This is a genomic window from Actinomyces ruminicola (genome assembly GCF_900103885.1).
GTDB classification, from domain to species: domain Bacteria; phylum Actinomycetota; class Actinomycetes; order Actinomycetales; family Actinomycetaceae; genus Actinomyces; species Actinomyces ruminicola.
Window position 1 is genome coordinate 1 of sequence record NZ_FNIM01000026.1, and the last position, 22,677, is coordinate 22,677.

Genomic DNA, 22,677 nt, shown 5'->3' on the forward strand with positions numbered 1-22,677 from the left:
CCCGTGCAGGTCGTCAGGAAGTCGTGTTGGTGGCGTGAACTCGTGTTCATGACGGCCCCGGGCACGCACACCCCCGGCCCTACCGGCGCCCGCCGCCCGTCCAACAGGGGCCGGGCACCACATCAACCGAACTCGGCACGTGACTACTACCGATCTGGGCACGTAACATCTACCGATCTCGGCGAAGGGGACGGGCGTTGGTTGTCGTCCAACCACCCGGCCCAGTCCCCACGCCAACCGGCCAGTCCTCGTGCCAACCGGCCAGTCCTCGTGCCAACCGGCTCAGTCGTCGCGGGTGCGGCCGCGCAGGCCGGCGCGCAGTGCCTCCCGGTTCAGGGCGGCGATCGCCGTCAGCGGGATTCCCGCCGGGCAGGCCGGGACGCACTCCCCGTACAGGGAGCACGGCCCGAACAGCTCGTTAACCGTCTGCGTCATGCGCCGCGCCCGCCGGGACCGCTCGTGGCGGCCCTGCGGCATCAGCGCCAGGTGCGCCAGCTTCGCCCCGGCGAACAGCATGGCAGCCCCGTTGGGACAGGCGGCCACGCACGCCCCACAGCCGATGCAGGCGGCGAAGTCGAGCGCCTGCTCGGCGCGCAGGTAGGGCTGGGGCACCGCGTCGGCGTCGGGAGCCGTCCCCGCGGCCACGTCCACCGTCCCGCCCGCCTGAATCAGCTCGTCCAGGGCGGTGCGGTCCACCACCAGGTCGCGGATGACGGGGAAGGCGGCCGAGCGCCACGGCTCCAGGCGGAAGCGTGTCACCCCGGGGAAGGCCCGCAGGTGCTGGCGGCAGGCCGGGGTGTTGTCCTGCGGACCGTGCGGCTTGCCATTGACCAGGAAGCCGCACATGCCGCACACGCCCTCACGGCAGTCGGACTCGAAGACGACCGGTTCGCCGCCGCCTTCGATGATCTGATCGTTGAGACGGTCGAGCAGCTCGAGCAGGCTCATCTCCGGCTCGGCGTCCTCCACCGCGTAGGACTCGAAGCGGCCGCGGGCGCGCGGCCCATCCTGCCGCCAGATCTCCAGTTCAACTCTCATCGGTAATCCCTCACCTGCATCGGTACCAGCGAGAAGGCCAGCGGCTCACTGCGGCGCGTGTGCCGACCGTCGGCGTCGGTCAGCCAGGCGGAGACCGTGCACCACTCGGCGTCGTCGCGCTTGGCCTCGCCCTCGGCGGTGGCGTACTCCTCCCGGAAGTGCGCGCCGGCGGACTCCCGGCGATCCAGTGCGTCCAGGATCATCACCTCGGCCAGCTCCAGGAAGTCGGCCACGCGCAGCGCCTTCTCCAGCTCCTGGTTCAGGCGCTCCGGCCCGCCGACGATCTTCACGTCCGCCCAGAACTCCTCGCGCAGCGCCCGTACCTGCTCCAGGCCGTGGCGCAGGCCCGCCTCGGAGCGGCTCACCCCGCAGTCGGCGTACAGGATCTCGCCCAGGCGCCGGTGGAACCAGACAGGCCGGTGCGTGCCTCCCACCGCCAGCAGCCGCTCCACCCGGGCGCGGGCGTCGGCGAGCGTGGCGGTCACCTCCGGGGCGTCGTCGGCCAGCGCGCTCGTGCCCACAAGCCCGGCCAGGTAGTTCGGCACGGACAGCGGCAGCGTGAACCAGCCGTCCACGGAGGCGCTCAGCAGCGAGTTGGCACCCAGCCGGTTGGCGCCGTGGTAGTTGTTCGACGCCTCCCCGCCCACGAAGAGTCCCGGAATGGTGGACATCTGGTCGAAGTCAACCCACAGGCCGCCCATGGTGAAGTGGGCGCCCGGGGCGATGCGCATGGGCACCTCGTAGGGGTCCTCCCCGGTGGCGTCCAGGTACATCTCGAACAGATTGCCGTAGCGGGCGGCGATCACCGGCTTGCCCAGGCGCTCCAGCGCATCGCGGAAGTCCAGGTAGACGGAGTTGTGCAGCGGGCCGACGCCGTGCCCGGACTCGATCTGCTCGCGGGCGTTGCGGGAGGCGACGTCGCGCGGGGTGAGGTTGCCGAAGGCGGGGTACTTGCGCTCCAGGTAGTAGTCGCGCTCATCCTCGGGGATGTCGTTCGGGGGTCGGTCGTCGCCGGGCCGCTTGGGCACCCAGATGCGCCCGTCGTTGCGCAGCGACTCGCTCATCAGCGTGGTCTTGGACTGCCAGTGTGAGCTCACCGGCAGCGCGGTGGGGTGGAACTGCACCATGCAGGCGGAGGCGAAGGCGGCGCCGCGGCGGTGAGCCCGCCAGGTCGCCGACGCGTTGGAGGCCATGGCCAGGGTGGAGTAGTGGAAGACGCTGCCGTAGCCGCCGGTGGCCAGGACGACGGCGTGGGCCGTCCAGGCCCGGATCTCACCGGTGAGCAGATCGCGGGTGACGATGCCCTGGGCGCGCCCGTCGGCGACGATCAGGTCCAGCATCTCGGTGCGGGCGTGCATGTGCACGGTGCCGGCGGCGATCTGCTCCTGCAGCGCCTGGGCGCAGGCGACCTCCAGCTGCTGGCCGGTCTGCCCGCGCGTGTAGTAGGTGCGGGAGACCTGTACGCCGCCGAAGGAGCGGGTGGCCAGCTGGCCGCCGTACTCGCGGGCGAAGGGGGCGCCGATGGCGTACATGTGGTCGATGACCCGCACCGACTCGATCCCCAGGCGCACCACGTCGGCCTCGCGGCCGCGGTAGTCGCCGCCCTTGACGGAGTCCTTGACGAAGCGGTTCAGGGAGTCGCCGTCGACCTTGCGGGCGCGGGCGGCGTTGATGCCGCCCTGCGCGGCCACGGAGTGGGCCCTGCGGGGCAGGTCGTGCAGGCTGAAGCACTCCACCCGGTAGCCGAGGCGGCCCAGGGTGGCGGCGGCCCCGCTGCCGGCCAGGCCCGTGCCGACGACGATCACGGTCATTCGCCGCCGGTTGGCCGGGTTGACCAGGCGGTACTCGTCGCGTCGACGCGTCCAGGCCTGCTCGGGCGGGCAGTCGGGCAGGTGCGGGTCCAGGTCGGGGCCGACGTCGTACAGGCCGTCGACCGGGGGAGGGGTGAGGGCGCTCATGAGATCACTCCGCTCAGCACCAGCAGGGGCAATAGGCCGTTGCCGACGGCGATGGCCAGGGCGACGGCGAGGGCGATCGCCAGTCCGATGCGGCGCAGTCTGCCGCCGGTGCCGCCCAGGTCGTTGACCACCGACCACAGCCCCTGCGCCAGGTGCACCCCGATCAGGAGCATGATCAGGCTGTAGAAGAGCGCCATCGGCGGCCGCGAGAGGCTGGCGATCAGGTTCTCGTACGCGAAGGCGGTCAGCTCGCCGTTGGAGTGCGTGGCGGCGAGGAAGCCCCCGGGCGCCACCAGTCGGCCGATGGTCAGATCCAGCAGGTGCACGATGATGAAGACGAGCATCAGAATGCCGGTGACGATCATGCTGCGGGCGCCGAGTGTGCGCCTGCGCATGCCGCGGCGGCGGAAGGCGCCACGCGCCAGGTGTCCCCGGCGCCAGAGCGTCAGGCCTGCTGCCACGTGCAGGATCAGGCAGGGACCCAGCACCAACCGCATGATCCACAGCACGCCCTCGTGGGGGACGAGCGGGTAGGCGATCTCGCGCAGCCAGGCGGCGTAGTTGTTGTACGCCTCCGGCCCCTGGAAGGCCTTGAGATTGCCGATCATGTGGACGAGCACGAACAGCGCCATGACGGTGCCGGTGATCGCCATGGTCGTCTTCAGTACTGTGAAGGATGGGCGGTTGCGGCGGCGTGGGCGGGGCGCGGGCAGATCACCGCGCGGGGGCGCGGGGGACGGAACGCCCGCAGGCGTGCGGGAGCGGGTGGATGTGGGCATCAGAGCTCCCATCTGCGACGACGTTGACGTTCAGGCGTAGGCCAAGCGTAACGCGTGTCACAAAAAGCGGGCTGCTGACACTGCCAGCGTCTTATATGGCGACCGCCCTTGTCCCGGGTTTCGGACTGCGGGGCGCGTGAACCTGGGCAGGTGCGCCGCGTGCGTGGCGGCGGCGCCGTACGAGTCAGCCTGCGGCGACCGGGTCCAACTCGATCCCCTTGCCGCCGCGGGAAAGGGCCTCAACCGCCCCGGACTGGGAGTTGCGGCGGAACAGCACGTTGGACGCGCCCGCCAGCTCGCTGGCGGCTACTATGCGCGGTTCCTTGAACAGGCCGTGCGAGCCGGGCACCACGCCGCCCTGCGGCATCAGCGCCACCCGCGTGCCGGCGGTGACGAACAGGCCGGCCTCGACCACGCAGTCGTCCCCGAGCGGGATGCCCAGGCCCGAGTTCGCGCCCAGCAGGCAGCGCTCACCCAGTGCCACCCGCCGTCCGCCGCCCCCGGTCGGCAGGCCCATGGTGGAGGCGCCGCCGCCGATGTCGGAGCCGTCGCCGATCACCACTCCCTGGGCGATGCTGCCCTCCACCATGGAGCGCCCGAGCGTGCCGGCGTTGTAGTTGACGAAGCCGCCGTGCATGACCGTGGTGCCTTCAGACAGGTAGGCGCCCAGGCGCACGTTCGCGGCGTCGCCGATGCGCACGCCGGTCGGCAGCACGTAGTCGGTCATGCGGGGGAACTTGTCCACCGACAGCACCTGGACGGGGCGGCCGAGCGAGGCATGCAGGCGGATGCGGGTGGCCTCGAAGTTGTCCACCGCACAGGGGCCCGCCGACGTCCACACCACATTGGGCATGCGGGAGAAGACGCCGTCCAGGTTGATGGTGTTGGGCCGCACCAGCCGGTGGGACAGCATGTGCAGGCGCAGGTAGGAGCCGGCCACGGTCTGCGGGGCGTCGTCGAGGTCGGCGGAGGTGCGCACCACCGTGGTGTGCACGCCTCGGGCCGGGTCGCGGCGCTCCATGGAGCTGAGCGTGGCCAGCAGGTCGGCGTCGCCGTCCTCCGGCGCCTCGCCCAGGACCGGGCGCGGGTACCAGACGTCGAGGGTCTTGCCGTCGTCGGTCACGGTCGCCAGGCCGAGACCCCATGCGCTGCGAGTCGTCATGGATGCACCATACGGGACGCCGGGCGGTGGTGCACGATACGCCGCGGCGGTTGCACGCCGGTCGGCGAGCCACGACCTCGGGCGGCGTCGCCATTGCGGAGTCGGCGTGCGAGAATCGCGGCATGGCGCGTACCACCATCCACCTCATGCGGCACGGCGAGGTCCACAACCCCGAGGGCGTGCTCTACGGGCGCCTGCCCGGCTACCACCTGTCCGAGCTGGGCAGGCAGATGGCCGACCAGGTCGCCGATGTGCTGTCCGCCTCCGGCCACGACATCGCCGCCGTGATCACCTCGCCCCTGGAGCGCGCCCGCGAGTCCGGTGCTCCCACGGCGGCCGCCTTCGGGCTCACCCCCACCTGCGACGCGCGCCTGATCGAGGCGGACAACCACTTCGAGGGCGTGCCCGTCAACCGGGACCGGATGATCCTGGCCCGCCCCGAGCACTGGCGCTACTACCTCAACCCGCTGCGCCCCAGCTGGGGGGAGCCGTACACGCAGCTGGTGTCCCGCATGAGCGACGCCGTGCGCGCCGCCATACCACAGGCCGAGGGGCGCGAGGCGCTGCTGGTGTCCCACCAGCTGCCGGTGTGGGCACTGCGCCTGCGGCTGGAGGGGCGCCCCCTGGCGCACGATCCGCGGCGGCGCCAGTGCGCCCTCGCCTCGCTGACCTCGCTCACCTTCGACGGGCGCACCCTGGTGGGGCTGTCCTACTGGGAGCCCGCCGGGGACCTGCTGCGCCGCGCCGCGGACATGGTGCCGGGAACCTCCGCCGCTGCCGAGAACCTCGGGGGCGGCCGGGACGGGAGGGGTGTGCCGGACCAGGCCTGCGAGCGCGCTGCCGCCGACTGCACCTCCCACGACGCCGAGGACGCATGACCGGAACACCCGTGCCGTTGGGCCCCGCGCGGCCCGACGAGGGCGGCGCAGGCGGCCGTCCGGTTACTTCGTCGGACTCGAGCGCGGGCGCGTTGGTGCCCGCCCAGGGTGCCGACGTGGTTCCCGCCGCGCCGCCCCGGCCGGCCCCGCGGCGGCCCTGGACCGGGCAGGACTTCGTGTGGTGGAACACCGCCGGCGTGCTCACCGCGCTGCGGGCCGGACGCCGCCCCAACCCGGTGTCTCCGATGGTGGATCCCATCCGCGCGGTCTTCGCCGCCGACGAGGTCATGCTGGCCACCTGCGATGCGGAGATGCTGGTGTGGCGGCGCGGCGACGCCACCTACAACCCCTCGCGCGGGTTCTTCCTGGCCGGCGGACCGGTGGGGCTCGCGCTGACGGCCGCGTTCTTCGGCGGACAGGCCTACCTGAACTCGCGGCGCAAGCGGGCCGCCGAGGCCGACGCCGTGGAGAAGTGGCGGCATCTGGCCTACGCCCGGCTGACGGTCTCCACCCACGGCATCTACCTGGGCACGGGGGAGGGCGTCATGCCGATCGCCTTCGCCGACGTGCAGGAGGTGCAGCTGACCGGCACCGGCGAGGTGGTGATGGCGGCGGCCAACGCCTCCGGCTCGGCGCGCTGGAAGCTGCGTGGGCAGTGGGCCGAGCTGGTGCTGATGATGTGGGCGGCCCGGTATCTGCCCGGTCACCCTCAGCTGGTGGGCCGCACCTGGCTGCCCGCCGACTGGTTCGCGCATGCCGCCGCCTGGGGCTACGCGGTGGACACCTCCAACTGGCCCCGCTACCAGCCGCGCGCCTTGGACTGACGCCCCCGCGCAGGCGGTAAGTGTCCAGATTCGGGACAAACGAACTGCCAACGCCCAACCCCCTGCTGCAGAACGTTGAAACTACGCCGTTCTGGCTAACGCGTTTACCGCCGCATGCGCCGTTTGTCCCGGATTTGGACAGTATCCGGGCGGTGCTCCGTGGGCGAGCTCAAGGCCTTGCGGGTCGGGGTGCGGTGTGTGGGCGCTGGTTTGCGTGCCGGTGCCGGGCTGCTTCGCAAGGGTGCTTGGGCCGCGGGGCGGGGTCGGCGGCGTGTTGGTCCCCGTGGCTGGGGGTCGTCTACTACGCCGGTTAGGGATCTAGTACGCCGTTTGGGCGTTTGTTGAAGGGCTCTGGAGCCTTCAGTAGAGGTCTAACCGGCGTAGCAGACGTCGAAGGGGCGTACCCAACGCGCCCCTCGGCCCCGCGCTCCCAGCGCGCGCCTCCACGCCGCACCGCCAACCACCACACCCTCAAACACGAAGAGTCCCGTTACTCGTGCTGGCGGGCGGCGACGGCGCGGCCGCGTGCGGCGCTGACGGCGAAGGCGGCAAGTCCGATCGTCAGACTCAGCAGCGCCGCATACCCCCAACGTTCGGGGTAGGTGCCCGCGGCCTGAATCCAGCCCCACGGAGCCAGCCGCCACAGCGGCGTCGCCACCAGCACCTCATTGCCGTCGATGATCAGGCCCATCAGGAACAGGCCCACACCCATGCCGACTGTCACCGCCGTGCCGGCCACCTGCGCCAGCGCATGAGCGAGCGCCGCCAGCATGAAGGCGACGAAGGGCGTCACCATGAACACGTACACGGGCGCGCCCAGACCTCCCAGTTCCGGGTCTGTGGGGAACAGTGGCGCCCCCAGGCGGGCTACGGCCCACGCCGGAATCAGCGCCACGGCCAGCAGCACCATCGTCCAGGTCAGCGCCGCCGCCGTCAGCGCCGCAGGCCGGGCTCGCAGCACCAGGCCCCGCCAGGCGTCGGCCTGGGCGCGCCACGCCGTCGCCCCGGCTGCCCAGGCGGCGATCGGCGCGCCCGCCAGGGTGAACAGCGGCAGGGCATAGGCGGCGGAGTACACCGCCTGCGTCAGTGCCAAAAGCCCCAGCAGTGCGGCCGTCAGCACTGCCCACAGCCGCCAGGGCAGGCCGAGGGCGACCGCTCGGAGCGTACTGCGCGGGCCCGGTGTGGCCAGGGCGTACAACACCGCTTGGGACAGCCCCCGTGTGTTGTGATCAGGCGGGGCCGGACGCTCGGCGGAAGCGGTGGTGCGGCCCTGGTGAAGCGCGGCGGAGGGGGTGAGAGCCACCCCAGACTCGTTCGACTCGCGTCCGCCGGGCCGCACCAGACCCCGGAGCCGAGCGCCGACACCGAGCCGACGCCGACCGGCGAACGCGCCCGTCGCGTGCCGCCCACTCAGCAGCGCGGCGCCGACGCCGAGCAGGCACAGTCCGGCACTGCCCAACAGACCCGGCGCCACCGGGTAGTCCCACACCGGTGAGCCCGTCTCCAGGGAGATGCCGTTGCCGTGCACCTCCAGCAGCGGCAGCGTCGGGCGCATTGCCCAGGTCCACGGCCGCGCCCACCAGGTCGGCGCCTCCGCCTGCAAAGCACCCGCGGCCGACCACACCAGCGCCAGGGCCGGGGCCAGTCCGACGGCGACGCCGCCGAGCCGCTGGCCCAGCGCCAGCCCCCATGCGCTCGCCCCCGTGACCGACACCCACATCACCAGGGCGAACAACAGGTACTGGGGCCACGGTCCCCAGCCGGCGCCGCGCACGAGCGCGTCCATCACGATCGGTGCCAGCAGGAGCACTTGCGACACCAGCGCCGAGGCGGCCAACCCAGCCATACGCGCCGTCACGGTCAGGGCCGGGGTGGTGGCCCGCCAGGCGGTACCGCCGGCGCGATTGCGTCGTTCCCGCCAGGCGGCCATGGCACCGGCCAGCGCCCCCATGGGCAGGGCGAAGGCGGCGGGGTAGGGGTTCAGCCACGGCAGCACGCCGTCGTTCCAGCCATCGGCGGTGCGGGCGGCATGCGCCACCAGCAGGGCGTGCAGGGAGAACACCACCACCGCCACCGGGACGCCCCAGGTGGCGGTGCGGCGGCTGCGCCCCATCTCCGCCCGCAGCACAGCCCCGAAACCGGGCCGGCTCCGCGGCCGGGCAGCCGCTCGGGACTCGGTCCGGGCGGAGACGGTCGCTGAGGATGCAGTGCTAATCACAGTGCTAATCACTGTGCTCATCGCTGCACCTCCTGCCCACGCCGGTCCGCGGCGCCGGTAACGGCGGCGAGGAAGGCCTCCTCCAGGTCCTGGCCAGCCACCGCAAAGTCAGCCAGCGGCCCCTCATAGACCATGCGTCCGCCCGCGAGCACGCCGACGTCGTCGCAGGTGCGCGCCATCTCCCCGAGCACATGGCTGGAGACGATGACGGTACGCCCGCCCATCGCCAGCTCGCGCAGCAGGTCGCGCAGCCAGATGATGCCCTGCGGGTCCAGGCCGCTCTGCGGCTCGTCCAGCACCAGCACCTCCGGGTCGCCCAGCAGCGCCATGGCCAGGGCCAGGCGCACCTTCATCCCGGTGGAGAAACTGCCGGTCCGCTTGCGCCCGGCCTGCCCCAGGCCGACCTGCTCCAGCAGCAGGTCGATCACCTCCGGGGCGGTGCCGGTCAGCAGGCAGTGGATGCGCAGGTTGCGCCGGGCGGACAGCTGTGGGTAGAAGGCGGGGCCGTTGATGCTCGCCCCAACATGCATCAGGCTCTCGCGGCTCAGGGGCCTGCCCAGCACCTCGATGGTGCCGGCGTCGGGCCGCAACAGTCCCAGCGCGGTGTTGAAGGTGGTGGACTTGCCGGCGCCGTTGAGTCCCAGCAGGCCATAGACGCGGCCCGGTCGGGCGGTCAGGTTCAGTCCCGTTAGAACCTTCTGCCTGCCGTAGCTGACCTCCACGCCCCGCAGCGCCAGGCCGGGCGGGGCGGTAGCGCCTGCCGCGGGCCTGAACGAGTCGGAGGTGGCTGCCGGAGACGAGGCGGGTGGTGACGATGGTAAGGCGGTCATGGGAGCAGAATCGGCCCGAGGCACCCGGTGGCGGATCCCCACATGGGACATGACCAGAACCAGTGGCCGTGCGGCGGTCTCCCCCGAAAGGGGGAGAGGACACCGCTGCTACTCCGCGCGGACCATCTCGGTCCTCAGCGCATGGATCACCAACTCCACCCGGTTGCGGCAGCCGGTGTGCCCCAGCAGGGCCTTGACATGCGTCTTCACCGTCGACTCGGCGATGTACAGCCGGGAAGCGATCTCCGGGTTGGTCATTCCCCGGCAGACCAGCTCTAGCACGTCGCGCTCGCGGCCAGTCAGCGCCTCCCCGGGCAGCAGCCCGGTCCCTGCTCCCGCTCGCGCGCCGGACGCTGCACCGGCCGGGGCAGTGATGGGCACTGCGCCTGGATCCGCAGCTGGCGCAGTTGCACCGCCTACGGCCTGCGCAGAGTCTCCCTCGAGCGCGCGCAGTACGTAGGGGGTGACCACCGGATCCAGCCACGCCTGCCCGGCGGCGACGGCACGCACCGCCGCCAGCAGATCTGCCGGGCCGGAGTCCTTCAGCAGAAAGCCGGAGGCACCTGCGCGCAACGCCCCCAGCACCAGTTCCTCCTCCTGGAAGGTGGTGAGCATGAGCACCCGTGTGGGCCGGTCACCGCCGCTCCCGCTCAGCTCGGGGTCGGAAAGCAGCCCCCGGGTGGCCCCGATACCGTCGAGGACCGGCATACGGATATCCATCAGCACCACGTCGGCCGGCTCACTGCGATTCCGGGCCTGGCGCAGTGCCTCCAGTGCCGCTCGGCCGTCGTGGGCGGTGGCCACTACGTCCATGTCCGCCTGGGCGTCCAGCAGGGAGCGGAAGGCCGCGACCAGTAGTTGCTGATCGTCGACGACGGCAACCCGCAGTCGATTACCGGTCATCAGTTCTCAGCACTCCTGGTCAGTTGGTGAATTCTGTGCGGGGAGGCTCACCGGGAAGACGGCCTCGAGTAGGAAAGACCTCCCGGCGTCGTCGCGGGGACCGGCTTCCAACCGGCCCCCGGCCAGACGCAGCCGCTCGGCCATGCCGGTCAGGCCATGACCGTACTCGTGGCGGTACTCCCCGCCCCCGGCTGTAGTGGATTCGTCTCCGGGAAGCGGGTTGCTTATGCGCACCGTGCAGGCGCCGTCGTCCGCGGAAACTGCGATACGTGCGCTGCCGCCACCGTGCTTAGCGGCGTTGGTCAGGCCCTCCGCAATCACGCGATTGAGCGTGAGTCGTTGCAGCGCCGTCCAGGAGTCGTTCCATGAGGCGAGTTCGGCGGCAGTAGGCACCGCGGCCTCGATCTCCAGACCGGTGGCACGGGCGCGTTCGACCAGCTCGGGCATCCCGGTCAGGTCCGCCACCGGGGCCAGGGCTCCCTCCGTCGTCGTGTCGCGCAGCAAGGCGACCAGCTCACGAGTGGAGGCGAGCGCCGCCGCGGAGGCGTCGCGCACCGCCGTCAGGGACTCGCGTGCAGCAGCGGCGGTGCCCAGGGCGAGTCCGGTGTCCGCCTGCACCTTGACCACGGTCAGGCCGTGACCAACCAGGTCGTGCAGCTCCCGCGCAATAGCCAGGCGCTCCGTTGACACCGCCCGGGCGGCGGCCAGTCGGGCCGCCTCGGTGACGGTGCGCTCCAGGGACTCTGCGGCGGCGCGGGCGCGCAGTGCCAGCAGGTAGGTGGCGGTCACCACGAGCACGCAGGCCAGCGCGAATCCGAAAGGCGGATAGTTGAACATTCCTGCGGTGTGCGGGTTGACCGAGTACACGGTTTGCGGGTTGACCAGGGCGCCCATGAGCGCCGCCAACAGCCCGGCCGCACCCCAGCGCCGGTCGGGAGCCCAGCGGGTGAGCGTGTGCAGTGCCGTCGGCACCGCCGCGATCACCGGGGACAGGCCGAGGTTCACCGGGGTGACGCGCAACAGCGCCACGTAGGCCACCATGGCCAGGTAGACCACCATGCCCGATGCCACCGGGCGGCGGTGCCGGAAGGGCTGGGCTGCGGCCACCACCAGGGCGGTCAGAGCATTGGCCAGATAGACCGGGTGGGCGCCCCAGGTGGTCACCAGGCTGAAGGAGAGCAGCGCCACCAGGGCGAACAGAACCGTCAGCACCGCGTCGCTAAGGGGAATCCGGTGACGGGCAGGCCCGATCAGGCGGCAGCTACGGCGCCAGTCCAGGGCCGTCGGCGCCGGGACGGCGGAAGGGACGGAGCCTGCTCCCGGGCCGCCTGGTGCCGGGTTCACCGCCGTCGGGCCCGTTCGGTGGACGGCACCCGCTGGAATCACGACGTCGGGGAGTCGTCGGAGGGCACGCCGGGACCGCCCGCACCGGCGCGCCCATTAGGGTCCTCGCCGGAGTCGTGGTCGTCCCCTTGGTCGGGGGCATCATGCTCGCGCTCGTCCCGGCGGCGGCGTCGGATATCCCGCTCCAGGCGGGCGAGGAACTCGGGATCGTCGTCGGGCGCCACCGGGCGGGGACGCTGCGCCAGGTGCAGGTCGACCCGCTCCTTGGACGACCACACCGTCCGCTCGATCTCCCCGCCGCGCTCCTCTGCGGCCCTCACCCGGGAGGTGATGATCCAGGCGATCGGCCCCACCCCGATGATCAGCAGGATGGTCAGAATCCACATGGGCTTGGGCAGGCGTGCGGGCATGTTCTCCGACGGAGTGCGCACACAGTCGATGAGGGCATACAGGGCCAGCGCCAGTACGAGGATGTAGGGGACGGCACGCACGTATCTACCCTAACTGTTCTTCGAGGTGTGGCGCTGGCCGGTTCCCGTGCCACCCTGGTCCTTGTGTCATCCACAACCAGCTTCGCCCGCCCGTTGTTCCTCCTGCGCGGGGGCACCGGCCCCGGCGACGTCGCCGTCCTGACCGCTGCCCTGCGCGACCGGATCGGGGCGGCCTCCCAGGCGTCCGGCGAGAACCAGGCCCGGGGAGCGGCCGGAGACCCGGCAGCTGGGAACGGGCAGGGAGATCGGGCGGCCGGGTGCGCCTTCGGACAGCGACCGCCCGGGGACGGACCGGCCGGGGAGCTCCGGCCGCTGCTGGTCCCCATCGCTCCGGGGGAGGACCCGGCCACAGTCAGGGCCGACCTCGCCCGCCGCCTGGACCCGGACGGCCCCGCCGCCCGCCCGGAGTCCGACCTGCTGCTGCGCACCTCCGGCTCTACCACCGGCACCGGCGCCCTGGTGGCCATGAGCATGGCCGCACTGACCGCCTCCGCCCGGGCCACGCACGCCCGCCTGGGCGGGCCCGGCACCTGGGTGCTCGCCCTGCCCGCGCACCACATTGCGGGCTTGCAGGTGCTGGTCCGGTCCCTGGTGGCCGACCGCGCGCCAGTGGTGGTCGACACGTCGCGAGGATTCGACCCCGACGCGCTCGCGGACGCGGTTGAGCGGGCGCTGGCATCCCGGCCGGGCGCACCGGTGCGGGTGCCGCTGGTGCCCACCCAGCTGGTGCGCGTACTCGCTCCGGGCCACGAGCGTGCGGCCGGAGCCCTCGCCCGCGCCGACGCCGTACTGCTGGGAGGCGCCGCCGCCGACCCGGACCTGCTTCAGCGCGCCCGCGCCGCCGGGGTGCGCGTGGTCACCACCTACGGCATGAGCGAGACCGGCGGCGGCTGCGTCTACGACGGCGCGCCCCTGGACGGGGTGGGGGTGTGCATCGAGAACCCTGATGCGGCGGGCGTAGGCCGAATCGTGCTGTCCGGTCCGGTGCTGGCCGCCGGATACGCCGAGGTCGGCTCGCGCCCCGCGGGTGCGGCGGTCTTTCGCGAACGGGCGGGCGCGGACGGTGCCGGCGAGCTACTGACCAGCGACCTGGGACAGCTGGTCCCCGGCCCCGACGGCGGGCGTCGCCTGGCCGTCCTGGGGCGGGTGGACGACATGATCATCACCGGCGGCGTCAAGGTCGCTCCGCGCGAGGTCGAGGAGGTACTGACCGCGCTGCCCGGCGTCGCCCAGGCCTGCGTGGTTGGCGTGCCCGATGCGCAGTGGGGCAGCGCCGTCGTCGCCGCCGTCGTACCCGCTGGGGAGGGGTGTGGTGACTGGAGCGCCTGGGAGCAGTGGGTGCGGGCCGCCGCGCGGGATCGGCTGGACGGGGCGCATGCGCCCAAACGGATCGTGGTGGTCGACGCGCTGCCGCTGTGTGGTCCGGGCAAGGTGGATCGGCAGGCCATGGCACGCCGGTTCACTTCCGCCTGCCGAAACGCCGACTGAGCGGGGGTCAGATTTGGCAGAGAATGCAGCACTTTCCCGCAGACAATGTTGCGGCCGGATCGATAATGCCCGGAATACTGCCAATAGTGTGAAGGACCCGGGGGCGGCGGTCAGTGAAAGTGGTGCAGATTGTGACACCCGGCCCTGAGATAGGCTCTGCGCGCCCCGAGGAGGAAGACATGACAGACCGGGATCTGCCCGCCGAAACCGGCCCCCGCGCCACGAGCTGGATGGAGGTAGTGCGCCTGCGCACCCTGCCCGCCGCCGTAGCCCCGGTCATCCTCGGGGCGGGCGCCGCCTCGGCCCTGGGGACGGCCTCGGTGCCACGAATCCTGCTGGCGGCCGGCGTGGCCCTGGCGCTGCAGATCGGCTCCAATCTGGCCAATGACTACTCCGACGGGGTACGTGGCACCGACGACGACCGCACCGGCCCGCCCCGGCTCACCGCTTCCGGTCAGGTCGACCCGCGCCGCGTGAAGCTGGCGGCCTTCGGCTGCTTCGGTGTGGCAGGCGTGCTTGGGCTCGTGCTGGTGGCCCTGTCGGGTCAGTGGTGGCTGCTGGGAGCCGGGGCCGCGGCGGTCGCGGCCGCCTGGTTCTACACCGGCGGCTCGCACCCGTATGGCTACGCTGGGCTTGGCGAGGTCTTCGTGTTCATCTTCTTCGGCCTGATGGCTACCTGCGGCACCGTCTACGTGCAGGCCGGGGGCGTGCCCGGGTGGGTGTGGCTGTCCGCCTGCGGCATCGGCCTGATCGCCTGCTCCCTGCTCATGGTCAACAACCTGCGCGACATCGCCACCGACCCGCGGCACGGGAAGTTGACTCTGGCGGTCCGCCTGGGTGAGCGGGGCGCCCGGCGGGCCTTCGTGGCCATGGTGGTGGCGCCCGTGGTGCTGGCGATCGCGGCGACCTGGTGGGCGCGCGCCGACCTGACGGCCGGAGCAACGGACGGCTCACTGTGGGTCCCGCTCGGCACCGCCGCACTGCTGGTAGCGGTGCTGGCCATCATGGCGGGGCGAACGCTGTGGCCGGTGCTGGCCGGGGCGACCGGGCGCGCGCTCATTCCGGTCCTGCGCGACGCCGGTCTGTACGAGCTGGCCTACGGCGGCGCCCTGGCACTGGCGCTGATCGCGGTGGCGTGAGATCCGGCCGGGGCGGGACGGAATGGTTTGCGCGGCGCCGCAGCGGCGGGCTACCGTGCTGACCATGGCGAACACGCACCTGACGACTCGGACCGCTGGCAGCGCACAGGCGCTCGCGGTCATGTGTCGCATGTGCATGTGTATGTGCTGTCAGGCGCTCTGAACCCGTCCGTAAGGCGCGACGCCCGCATTCAGCCAGCCCCGCCTCTCAACTCTCCGCTACGTCCTTTGCCGCTGTGCGCGGTCCGGCCGTCGTACACCGGTACTCGCAATGCGAGTCCGGCTTGGCGGGGCCGACGGAGGATATGCACGTTGAGGCGCGCCGTGTCGACGACGTCCACCGCCTGCGCCTGGCAGCACTCTCCTGCGGACACCCATCCTGTTTCGCCCTTTTCCGTCTATTTCCCGCCATTTCCAGTCAATGGCTCCGGCCGCGTCCAAGCCGACGGCCGGAGCCCACAGGAGAACAGCCATGTCCGTCCCACAGAACACCCCCGATTACACCCCCGACGACGTCCCTGACAGCGCCCTCGCCTCCGGCGCCGTCACCGCCGAGAACGCCGCCGCCATCCTCGCCGCCGACGACGGCCCCGAGCCCGCGGGCTCCCGCTCTCGGCTGTCACGCCGCCGCCTGCTCGCAGCCGGCGGACTGGCCACGGCGGCCGTCGTCGGCGGCGGCGCCTGGCTTACGCTGCACCGCACCAACTCCGGCGTCGTCGGGGCCGCCGAGAAGCTGCCGCTGGTCATCGGCGGCGACATCTGCGCCGCCCCGCTGTACGCCGCCTATCACCAGGGCTACTTCGACGACGCCGGACTGAACGTCACCCTCGCCCACACCCAGCGGACCGAGGACACTAAGGATGCGCTCAGCGCCGGCAAGTACATCGGCGCCCCCGGCATCTTCTTCTCCTGGCTCGAGCCCATCTACAACGGCATCAACGCCAAGCTGAGCGCGGGATTCCACTCCGGCTGCCTGCAGCTCGTGGTCAACAACGACTCCGCCTTCAACTCCTACGCGGACCTGAAGGGCGCCACCATCGGCGTTCCCTCCCTGTCCTCCTCGGCCTTCGCCTACTTCTCGATCGGCCTGGCCAAGGCCGGTATCAACGTGGACCCGGAGCACGGGGACATCACCTGGACCACTATCGACGAGGACTCGCTGGGCACCCGCCTGACCAACGGCGACGTCGACGCCATCATGGGGTCGGACCCGGCGCCGCTGCTGCCCGTCTTCAACGGCACCGCCCGCATAATCGAGTCCAACGACGCCGAGCCCTTCTGCTGCTCCGTCGCCCTGAACGGCGACTTCGTCGCCAAACGACCGGACGACGCCAAGGCTCTGACCGAGGCATGGCTGAAGGGCTCGGACTACCTGGCCGCCTCCGAGGCCAACCGCAAGGAGATCGCCAAGATCGAGGTCGACAACAACTATGTCGCCGCCGAGCAGTCGCTGGTGGAGCAGGTGCTGGAGACCTACGGCTGGGAGGCCTCGGCCACAGCCTTCCGGGAGGCCATTGAGCCGGGGATCGAGGACTTCAAGCTCACCGGCTATATCGACGCCGGTATCGACGCCGCCGAACTCGCCGACACCGTGTACACGGACTTGGGGATCAACCGGTGAGCGCCGCATCCCGGAGGGCGATCGTCGCGGCAATTGCCGTCTGGATCCTGTATGCCGCCGTCGTCGTCCTGGTGCCCGACGCCGCTGACGCGCGCACGGCCAGCACTACGCCGCTGGTTGCCCTGCTTGGTGCCTGGATCGTGGCGCTGGTCGGCTGGACCGCCATCGCCCAGGCGCGTCCCGGATCGGCTGCCGCGGGGGCACTGGCGCACCGACTGCCCTGGATCGTGTTCTTCGGGGCCTGGTTCATCGTCTGGCAGCTGACCACGGTCAAGTCCGGGCTGCTGGACCCGCCCTACTTCGTCGCCCCGGAGGTGCTCATCGAGGCCTTCCGCGGCGACTGGACGCTGCTGGTGAGGTGCCTGGGGTCATCGGCGCTGCTGTTCCTGACCGGCTACGCCGTCGGGTCTGTGCTGGGCTTCGTCACGGGCCTGCTCATGGGCTGGTCGCGGCGGGCCGACTACTGGCTGCACCCGCTGCTGCAGACGGTCGGGCCGGTGCCCGCGGCGTCACTGCTGCCGCTGGCGGTGCTCGTCCTGCCGACGACGTACGCCGCGGCCGCCTTCATCGTCGCCTTCGGGGCCTGGTTCCCCATGGCGACCATGACGCGAGCCGGCGTGCGGGCCGTCCCGCGTTCCTACTTCGACGTCGCCCGCACCCTGGGTGCCAACGGGGCCTTCCTGGTGCGCCGCATCGCCGTTCCGGCCGCCCTGCCGGACATGCTCACCGGACTGTTCACGGGCCTGGGCACGAGCCTGGCGGCGCTGATGACCGCGGAGCTGGTGGGCGTCGACCAGGGGCTGGCCTGGTACATCAACTGGGTTAAGGGTTGGGCCGACTACCCGCGCATGTACGTGGGGCTGGTCGTGCTCATCATTTTCTGCCGCGCCCTGATGATCCTGCTGTTCAAACTGCGCTCCTCGTTGCTGGCCTGGCAGCAGAACCTGGTGAGGTGGTAGACGATGACTGCTTCGACGCCCTCAGCCGCTTCAACAACTTCCGCGCCAACTCAGGCGGACACCGCGGGCACCCCTGCCCCCGGCGCCGTCCCCGCCTCCCGCGGTGCGCGGGTGAGTCTGGTCGGCATCAGTCACCGCTACCCGCTGCGTCACGACGTCGACCACGGCTGGGTCCCGGCGCTCATACGGCTGGCGTCCCCGGCGGCCCGGGCGCGGTATGAGGCCGAGTCCGCCAAGCCGGACCAGTTGCCGGTGCTGGATGGCATCGATCTGAACATCGCCCCGGGCGAGTTCGTCTCCCTGGTGGGTCAGTCCGGCTGTGGCAAGTCCACGATCCTGCGGCTCCTGGCAGGCCTGGAGAGTGCCACCGAGGGGAGCGTCGTCGTCGACGGCGCGGTCGTCACCGGCACCGCCCCCGAGCGGGCCCTGGCCTTCCAGGATGCGACGCTGCTGCCGTGGCGCACGGTGCGGGAGAACGTCGCCCTGGGACCACAGGCTCGCGGGCGTCTGGAGCCGCGCCGGGTTGAGGCGGCGCTGCAGGTGGTGGGGCTGCGCGACTTCGCCGACGCCTACCCGACCACCCTGTCCGGCGGCATGGCGCAGCGCGCGGCCCTGGCCCGGGCCTTGGTCAACCGGCCGCGCCTGTTCCTGCTGGATGAGCCCTTCGGCAAGCTCGACGCGCTCACCCGGTTGACTCTGCAGGACGAGATCGCCTCTCTATGGGCCTCGCAGGGCTTCACCGCGGTGCTGGTCACCCATGACGTGGAGGAGGCGCTGCGCCTGTCCAACCGGGTGGTGGTGCTCTCCGAGCGGCCCGCTCACGTGGTGGAGGACATTCGTGTGCCCGAGGGGTTGGGGAGCGACGAGGCCGCCCCCGAGTTCCAGCGCCTGCGCCGCCATGTCCTCTCTCTCCTGGGCCGCTGAGGGAGCCACGACGGCGCCCGCCCCGACAGGAGAGTCGGGGCGGGCGCCGTCGTCGAGAAGCGCGCGGGCGCACTCAGCGGGTGGCGGTCTCCAGGGCGACCTCGGCGTCGGGCTCGCGGGTGATGCGGTTGCGCAGGTCGCGGCGCACGATTTCAATGGACCACATCCACACGATGTGGCCGAAGAACTCCGAGAAGTGCTCCGACCAGGTCTGGGCGCCGTCGATCCAGGGGAAGGGGTTGGGGGCCCAGCCCAGCAGCGGCATGACGATCACGTGGGCGCCCACGTACACGAAGACACCGAAGACAGCGCCCTGCCACAGCTTGATCCGCGGGAAGTACTCGGCGGCGATGCAGTAGATCAGGCCGAAGACGATCGCGAAGCTGAAGTGCACGATGAAGGACATGATCGGCAGCTCGTTGTTGGAGAACGTCACCGTCAGGTGCGAGGTCTCCGGGGACATGCCGAACCACTCCAGCATCGCCTGCGGCGGGTTCGTGTCCGAGCGGATACCGGGCGTGCGCGGCGGGAAGGGCACCTCCCAGCCGAACTTGACCAAGGCGGAGAATGTGCCGGCGATGAGGCCGACGAGCGCGGCCACGCCGAGGCGGCGGCGGGACGGCTCGGTCGAGCCGAGCAGGCGGGTGATCCAAGCGGGCATGGGAACCTCCTGGTAGTGCGGCGGGGCTGCCGCGGTGATGGTGAGCAGGCGCCTACGGCGCTCGCTCCTCGGGGTCGGCGCAACAATTTCATGCGGCGGCCACCGTGTCCAAGCCATGGAGTTGAGTGGGAGCGGCAGGTGTCTGGTTCGCCATCTCACCTCCGGCAAGCACATAGGGTGAGGGCGTGATCTACTACCGAAGGGGCGATGTGCACGGCGGAATCGCACTGGGCGTTGTCTGTGCCGTCCTGGGGATCGGGCTGACGTGCATCATGCCGTTCGCGCTTGGTCTGTCGATCATGGTCGCGTCCTTCTTCCTGGAGGCGTTCCCGCAGTCCCTGCACGCGGCGGACCTGGGGTTCCCCTTGCTGGCGCTGCTCTACTTTGTGGCTTATGGGGCCGCCTGGTACGGCGCCCACCGTTTTCTGCTGTCCCCCTGGAGTGTGCAGGTGACCGAACGAGGCGTGCGCATCGCGAGGGACTACCTGCCCTGGCCGCGGCGGCGCGAGGAACTGATCATTGTTGAGAAGCGTCGCCTGGGCAGACACGTCCACCACCGTGCGGTTTATGACTCCGAGTTCGGCCGCGTGCGCATGCGCGGACTCGAGAACACGGTCAACTACAGCGACCCCGCCGTCGCGCGTCGCGCCGTGGAGGCCCGGCTGGACGAGGTGTGGGCGGCCTGTGAGCAGGCGCGCGAGGATGCGGCTGAAAGGCGGCGCCAGGCGGCCGCGGAGCCGGACGCGGACGCTCAGAAGTAGTAGGGGAAGGGCGACCAGTCCGGCTCGCGGCGCTCAAGGAAGGCGTCGCGCCCCTCGGCGGCCTCGTCGGTCATGTATGCCAGGCGGGTGGCCTCCCCGGCGAATACCTGCTGGCCCGCCAGGCCGTCGTCGGCCAGGTTGAAGGCGTACTTGAGCATGCGGATCGCCTGCGGCGACTTTCCGGCCACGATGCGTGCGTATTCCAGCGCCCGTTCCTCCAGCTCGGCGTGGGGGACGGCCTCGTTGACCACGCCCCAGCGCTCGGCGGTGGCAGCGTCGTAGGTGCGGGCCAGGAAGAAGATCTCGCGGGCCCGCTTGTCCCCGACCTGCCGGGCGAGCAGGGCGGAGCCGTAGCCGGCGTCGAAGGAGCCCACATCGGCGTCGGTCTGCTTGAAGCGGGCGTGCTCCCGGGACGCCAAGGAGAGGTCGCAGACCACGTTCAGGGAGTGGCCGCCGCCGGCCGCCCAGCCGGATACGGCGGCGATGACGACCTTCGGCATGGTGCGGATGAGCCGCTGCACCTCCAGGATGTGGAGCCGTCCCGCCCGGGCGGCGTCCAGGCGCTCTCGCTGTGCGGCGACGGCGGCGTCGTGGTTGTCGGTGGGCGCGGCCTCGCTAACGGGGGAAGCATGCTCGACGTCGTCGCCCGCCTTCTCGTACAGGTAGCCGTCCCGGCCGCGCACTCGCTGGTCGCCGCCGGAGCAGAAGCCCCAGCCTCCGTCCTTGGGGGAGGGGCCGTTGCCGGTGAGGATGACGGCGCCGACGTCGCCGCTCATGCGCGCGTGGTCCAGGACCCGGTACAGCTCGTCGACGGTGTGCGGGCGGAAGGCGTTGCGCAGCTCGGGCCGGTCCAGGGCCACTCGCACCACCGGCAGGTCGCGCACCCACGCGCCGTCGGCGTCGCGCTCGCAGCCGCGGTGGTAGGTGACGTCGGTGAGCGCGTCCGGGCCGTCGCCGCGGTTGTTGAATCCGGCGACGTCGCGCCAGCGGAGGGGATCGAAGATCTCCGAGACCCGCTGCGGCAGCGGGTGGGGCGATGGTGTGGTTGAGGACGTCTGGCTCATGCGCACAGGGTAGGCGGATCGCCTACGACCTGGCTCGTGTCCCGTCCACGCCGCGCCTACTCCGCTTCGATCCGGTTGCCATCTTCGTTAACATAGTTTCCTTCAGCATCTATTTCGGAAAAGCTTAAGCGACCGTCTTGAATTTCGTCGGCGAAGTGCTCGCGTGTCATCAGGCGCACTTGGCGGCTGCGCTTCATCATTTCCTCGTGGTTGAGGGTGGTGTTCCAAGGCTTCTCGAGCGTGATGATGATGACCAGGTAGAAGATCCAGGTCACCAGAGTGAGAGTGAGTATTGAGGTCGACAGCAGCAGCGCGGCGGTCACGGAACCCGCTATGGCCGGGCAGATGAGGGTCACGACCGTCAGGGCAGACCCTTCGGGATCCTGAATCCGCTTGGCTCGCATAATCAAGCGTGATGCTGCCGCGTCGATGACCTCCCGTATGACTGCGGCCATGATCGCGAATGCGACCACGCGATCGATGCTCAGACCCGCCCGGGTCAGTGCCGACCAGATCCCTGTGACGATGCCAAGTCCGACTCCATATAGCAATGCCATGAAGGCCCTCCCGGAAGCCAGGGCCCAGAGTGGGATCGCTGGGCGCCAGTCCGGATACTGCTCGGTGGTCTTCATGGCTTCCCTCCGCAGCAGTGGATGTGATCGGCATGGCGCCACTGCCCCGACATGTGAGCCTACCTGAGGCGTGGACTGGACGGAAGATCGATTCGAGTCAGGCCTTCCGCGGTGGTTCTGCAGCTGATGTCAATCCAGTTCTTTCGGTTTTGGGGGGGTTGTGGCGGGTTGGTGTTGTAGATCTTCCGCCCGGTGGTTGCGGGGTTGGATGACAGGGTGCCAATTGATGGGTGTCGGTTGACGGTTTACGACCTTGGGGTGCGTTTCACGACCACCCGGGGGTCGTGAAACGCACCCCAAGGTCGTGATTCGGTGTCAACACCGCGCTGCCGGGCGCGGGGCAGGAGTAGTAGGTGGGCAGTAGACTTCTCAACACTGCGCACCCACCACGATCCGCGACTTTCGTGGGCAGTTATAGATGGGGCGCTGGGTCTGGTAGCGGTGATCGACTGCGACTCAAGCGAAAATCGTGTCGCGGAGGATTCGCCCCTATTACTGGCTCTTCCGGTTTGAGGGCGTGGAGTCGGAGGTTGGGATGGTGCCTGGGGTGTGTGGCTGCTTCCGGTTGGGCCGACTGGCCCGTGCCTGCTTGGACCGCCATGCTGCAGTTGGACCGCGTTCCGGCAGTTGGACCGTCTGAGAGCGCGTTTAAGACGGTGTGATGTGTCAGGACATCGGTGACAGTTGGTGTGTCAGGACATCGGTGACAGTTCTGGGTCTGGACTGGAGGGTTGTTTTCGGACTTGGGGGATGGCTGTCGTTCCCCGTGATCTGATAGTTAGGATGATGGATGTGACTAAGGCGAAGTACTCTGAGGAGTTTCGTGAGCAGGTTGCTCGCGAGGTGGTGGATAAGGAGCGGTCGATCGCGTCGGTCGCGGCCTCTTATGGTTTGGTGGCGCAGACCGTGGGCAACTGGGTCGCTAAATACAGAAAGCAGCACGCCGACGCCCGGGAGCAGAAGGAAGCCACGGATGCGGAGGAGTTGGCTCGGCTGAAGGCGG

Annotated in this window: 21 protein-coding genes; 9 read left to right on the forward strand and 12 right to left on the reverse strand. The window is 70.7% G+C overall.

Annotated elements, in window-relative coordinates; translation table 11 throughout:
• Window positions 1-282 precede the first annotated feature (282 nt).
• The 4 genes from BLR49_RS12505 to dapD form a co-directional block, all read right to left on the reverse strand.
• On the reverse strand, window positions 283-1,038 hold the full coding sequence (locus BLR49_RS12505; RefSeq protein WP_092538124.1) for a succinate dehydrogenase/fumarate reductase iron-sulfur subunit: 756 nt from the start codon (window positions 1,036-1,038) through the stop codon (window positions 283-285).
• Window positions 1,035-2,996, reverse strand: a complete 1,962-nt coding sequence (locus BLR49_RS12510; protein ID WP_092538126.1) for a fumarate reductase/succinate dehydrogenase flavoprotein subunit — start codon at window positions 2,994-2,996, stop codon at window positions 1,035-1,037. The genes BLR49_RS12505 and BLR49_RS12510 overlap by 4 nt, the downstream gene beginning before the upstream one ends.
• Window positions 2,993-3,775: a succinate dehydrogenase cytochrome b subunit gene (locus tag BLR49_RS12515; protein ID WP_092538128.1), complete on the reverse strand. Its 783-nt coding sequence runs from the start codon at window positions 3,773-3,775 to the stop codon at window positions 2,993-2,995. Before BLR49_RS12515 ends, BLR49_RS12510 begins: the two co-directional genes overlap by 4 nt.
• A gap of 184 nt (window positions 3,776-3,959) precedes the next feature.
• The gene (gene dapD / locus BLR49_RS12520; RefSeq protein WP_092538130.1) at window positions 3,960-4,937 is read right to left on the reverse strand and encodes a 2,3,4,5-tetrahydropyridine-2,6-dicarboxylate N-succinyltransferase; all 978 of its coding nucleotides are present in this window, start codon (window positions 4,935-4,937) and stop codon (window positions 3,960-3,962) included.
• Between the two features lie 122 nt (window positions 4,938-5,059).
• Here dapD and BLR49_RS12525 point away from each other — a divergent pair, with 122 nt between their 5' ends.
• Both BLR49_RS12525 and BLR49_RS12530 read left to right on the forward strand, forming a co-directional pair.
• Entirely contained in the window at window positions 5,060-5,815 is a 756-nt protein-coding gene (locus tag BLR49_RS12525) for a histidine phosphatase family protein (protein WP_092538132.1), read from the forward strand.
• Window positions 5,812-6,639, forward strand: coding sequence for a hypothetical protein (locus BLR49_RS12530; RefSeq protein ID WP_092538134.1), 828 nt, complete (start codon window positions 5,812-5,814; stop codon window positions 6,637-6,639). Before BLR49_RS12525 ends, BLR49_RS12530 begins: the two co-directional genes overlap by 4 nt.
• 490 nt (window positions 6,640-7,129) lie before the next feature.
• Here the strand turns inward: BLR49_RS12530 and BLR49_RS12535 are convergent, their stop codons facing one another.
• The 5 genes from BLR49_RS12535 to BLR49_RS12555 form a co-directional block, all read right to left on the reverse strand.
• Window positions 7,130-8,878, reverse strand: coding sequence for an ABC-2 family transporter permease (locus BLR49_RS12535; protein WP_143013776.1), 1,749 nt, complete (start codon window positions 8,876-8,878; stop codon window positions 7,130-7,132).
• On the reverse strand, window positions 8,875-9,687 hold the full coding sequence (locus BLR49_RS12540; protein WP_092538138.1) for an ABC transporter ATP-binding protein: 813 nt from the start codon (window positions 9,685-9,687) through the stop codon (window positions 8,875-8,877). Before BLR49_RS12540 ends, BLR49_RS12535 begins: the two co-directional genes overlap by 4 nt.
• Window positions 9,688-9,795: 108 nt before the next feature.
• Window positions 9,796-10,590 carry a response regulator transcription factor gene (locus tag BLR49_RS12545; protein ID WP_092538140.1) on the reverse strand — a complete coding sequence of 265 codons (795 nt, stop codon included), beginning with the start codon at window positions 10,588-10,590 and terminating at the stop codon, window positions 9,796-9,798.
• A gap of 6 nt (window positions 10,591-10,596) precedes the next feature.
• Window positions 10,597-11,802 (reverse strand): sensor histidine kinase, encoded by a 1,206-nt coding sequence (locus BLR49_RS12550; protein ID WP_092538142.1) that lies wholly within the window; start codon window positions 11,800-11,802, stop codon window positions 10,597-10,599.
• A 170-nt stretch (window positions 11,803-11,972) separates the two neighbouring features.
• On the reverse strand, window positions 11,973-12,425 hold the full coding sequence (locus tag BLR49_RS12555; RefSeq protein ID WP_092538144.1) for a PLDc N-terminal domain-containing protein: 453 nt from the start codon (window positions 12,423-12,425) through the stop codon (window positions 11,973-11,975).
• A 63-nt stretch (window positions 12,426-12,488) separates the two neighbouring features.
• On the opposite strand from BLR49_RS12555, the gene BLR49_RS12560 reads away from it, so the two are divergent.
• From BLR49_RS12560 to BLR49_RS12580, 5 genes are all read left to right on the forward strand, one after another.
• A complete protein-coding gene (locus tag BLR49_RS12560; protein WP_245690722.1) occupies window positions 12,489-13,913 on the forward strand; it encodes an AMP-binding enzyme in 1,425 nt (474 codons plus the stop codon).
• Window positions 13,914-14,092: 179 nt separating this feature from the next.
• Window positions 14,093-15,052, forward strand: coding sequence for a 1,4-dihydroxy-2-naphthoate polyprenyltransferase (locus BLR49_RS12565; RefSeq protein ID WP_092538146.1), 960 nt, complete (start codon window positions 14,093-14,095; stop codon window positions 15,050-15,052).
• A gap of 472 nt (window positions 15,053-15,524) precedes the next feature.
• Window positions 15,525-16,673 (forward strand): ABC transporter substrate-binding protein, encoded by a 1,149-nt coding sequence (locus BLR49_RS12570; protein ID WP_092538148.1) that lies wholly within the window; start codon window positions 15,525-15,527, stop codon window positions 16,671-16,673.
• Complete coding sequence (locus BLR49_RS12575) at window positions 16,670-17,632, forward strand: ABC transporter permease (RefSeq protein ID WP_245690724.1); 963 nt, start codon at window positions 16,670-16,672, stop codon at window positions 17,630-17,632. Before BLR49_RS12570 ends, BLR49_RS12575 begins: the two co-directional genes overlap by 4 nt.
• A gap of 3 nt (window positions 17,633-17,635) precedes the next feature.
• A complete protein-coding gene (locus BLR49_RS12580) occupies window positions 17,636-18,556 on the forward strand; it encodes an ABC transporter ATP-binding protein (protein ID WP_092538150.1) in 921 nt (306 codons plus the stop codon).
• Between the two features lie 73 nt (window positions 18,557-18,629).
• On the opposite strand, the gene BLR49_RS12585 is transcribed toward BLR49_RS12580, so the two are convergent.
• Window positions 18,630-19,217, reverse strand: coding sequence for a YagU family protein (locus BLR49_RS12585; protein ID WP_092538152.1), 588 nt, complete (start codon window positions 19,215-19,217; stop codon window positions 18,630-18,632).
• Window positions 19,218-19,402: 185 nt separating this feature from the next.
• Between BLR49_RS12585 and BLR49_RS12590 the strand changes: the two genes are divergently transcribed.
• Window positions 19,403-19,978: a hypothetical protein gene (locus BLR49_RS12590; RefSeq protein ID WP_092538154.1), complete on the forward strand. Its 576-nt coding sequence runs from the start codon at window positions 19,403-19,405 to the stop codon at window positions 19,976-19,978.
• Here BLR49_RS12590 and BLR49_RS12595 read toward each other — a convergent pair.
• Entirely contained in the window at window positions 19,969-21,042 is a 1,074-nt protein-coding gene (locus BLR49_RS12595; RefSeq protein ID WP_092538156.1) for a 1,4-dihydroxy-2-naphthoyl-CoA synthase, read from the reverse strand. The genes BLR49_RS12590 and BLR49_RS12595 overlap by 10 nt on opposite strands.
• A 56-nt stretch (window positions 21,043-21,098) precedes the next feature.
• Window positions 21,099-21,674 carry a hypothetical protein gene (locus BLR49_RS12600; protein ID WP_092538158.1) on the reverse strand — a complete coding sequence of 192 codons (576 nt, stop codon included), beginning with the start codon at window positions 21,672-21,674 and terminating at the stop codon, window positions 21,099-21,101.
• A gap of 792 nt (window positions 21,675-22,466) precedes the next feature.
• On the opposite strand from BLR49_RS12600, the gene BLR49_RS12605 reads away from it, so the two are divergent.
• Window positions 22,467-22,677, forward strand: a 211-nt coding sequence (locus tag BLR49_RS12605; protein ID WP_092538038.1) for a transposase, incomplete at its 3' end; no start/stop codon positions are given.

Excerpts from the sequence above, each read along its gene's own strand:
- BLR49_RS12505 (WP_092538124.1), bottom strand. The coding sequence starts at position 1,038 with ATGAGAGTTGAACTGGAGATCTGGCGGCAGGATGGGCCGCGCGCCCGC.
- BLR49_RS12510 (WP_092538126.1), bottom strand. The coding sequence starts at position 2,996 with ATGAGCGCCCTCACCCCTCCCCCGGTCGACGGCCTGTACGACGTCGGC.
- BLR49_RS12515 (WP_092538128.1), bottom strand. The coding sequence starts at position 3,775 with ATGCCCACATCCACCCGCTCCCGCACGCCTGCGGGCGTTCCGTCCCCC.
- dapD (WP_092538130.1), bottom strand. The coding sequence starts at position 4,937 with ATGACGACTCGCAGCGCATGGGGTCTCGGCCTGGCGACCGTGACCGAC.
- BLR49_RS12525 (WP_092538132.1), top strand. The coding sequence starts at position 5,060 with ATGGCGCGTACCACCATCCACCTCATGCGGCACGGCGAGGTCCACAAC.
- BLR49_RS12530 (WP_092538134.1), top strand. The coding sequence starts at position 5,812 with ATGACCGGAACACCCGTGCCGTTGGGCCCCGCGCGGCCCGACGAGGGC.
- BLR49_RS12535 (WP_143013776.1), bottom strand. The coding sequence starts at position 8,878 with ATGAGCACAGTGATTAGCACTGTGATTAGCACTGCATCCTCAGCGACC.
- BLR49_RS12540 (WP_092538138.1), bottom strand. The coding sequence starts at position 9,687 with ATGACCGCCTTACCATCGTCACCACCCGCCTCGTCTCCGGCAGCCACC.
- BLR49_RS12545 (WP_092538140.1), bottom strand. The coding sequence starts at position 10,590 with ATGACCGGTAATCGACTGCGGGTTGCCGTCGTCGACGATCAGCAACTA.
- BLR49_RS12565 (WP_092538146.1), top strand. The coding sequence starts at position 14,093 with ATGACAGACCGGGATCTGCCCGCCGAAACCGGCCCCCGCGCCACGAGC.
- BLR49_RS12570 (WP_092538148.1), top strand. The coding sequence starts at position 15,525 with ATGTCCGTCCCACAGAACACCCCCGATTACACCCCCGACGACGTCCCT.
- BLR49_RS12580 (WP_092538150.1), top strand. The coding sequence starts at position 17,636 with ATGACTGCTTCGACGCCCTCAGCCGCTTCAACAACTTCCGCGCCAACT.
- BLR49_RS12585 (WP_092538152.1), bottom strand. The coding sequence starts at position 19,217 with ATGCCCGCTTGGATCACCCGCCTGCTCGGCTCGACCGAGCCGTCCCGC.
- BLR49_RS12595 (WP_092538156.1), bottom strand. The coding sequence starts at position 21,042 with ATGAGCCAGACGTCCTCAACCACACCATCGCCCCACCCGCTGCCGCAG.
- BLR49_RS12600 (WP_092538158.1), bottom strand. The coding sequence starts at position 21,674 with ATGAAGACCACCGAGCAGTATCCGGACTGGCGCCCAGCGATCCCACTC.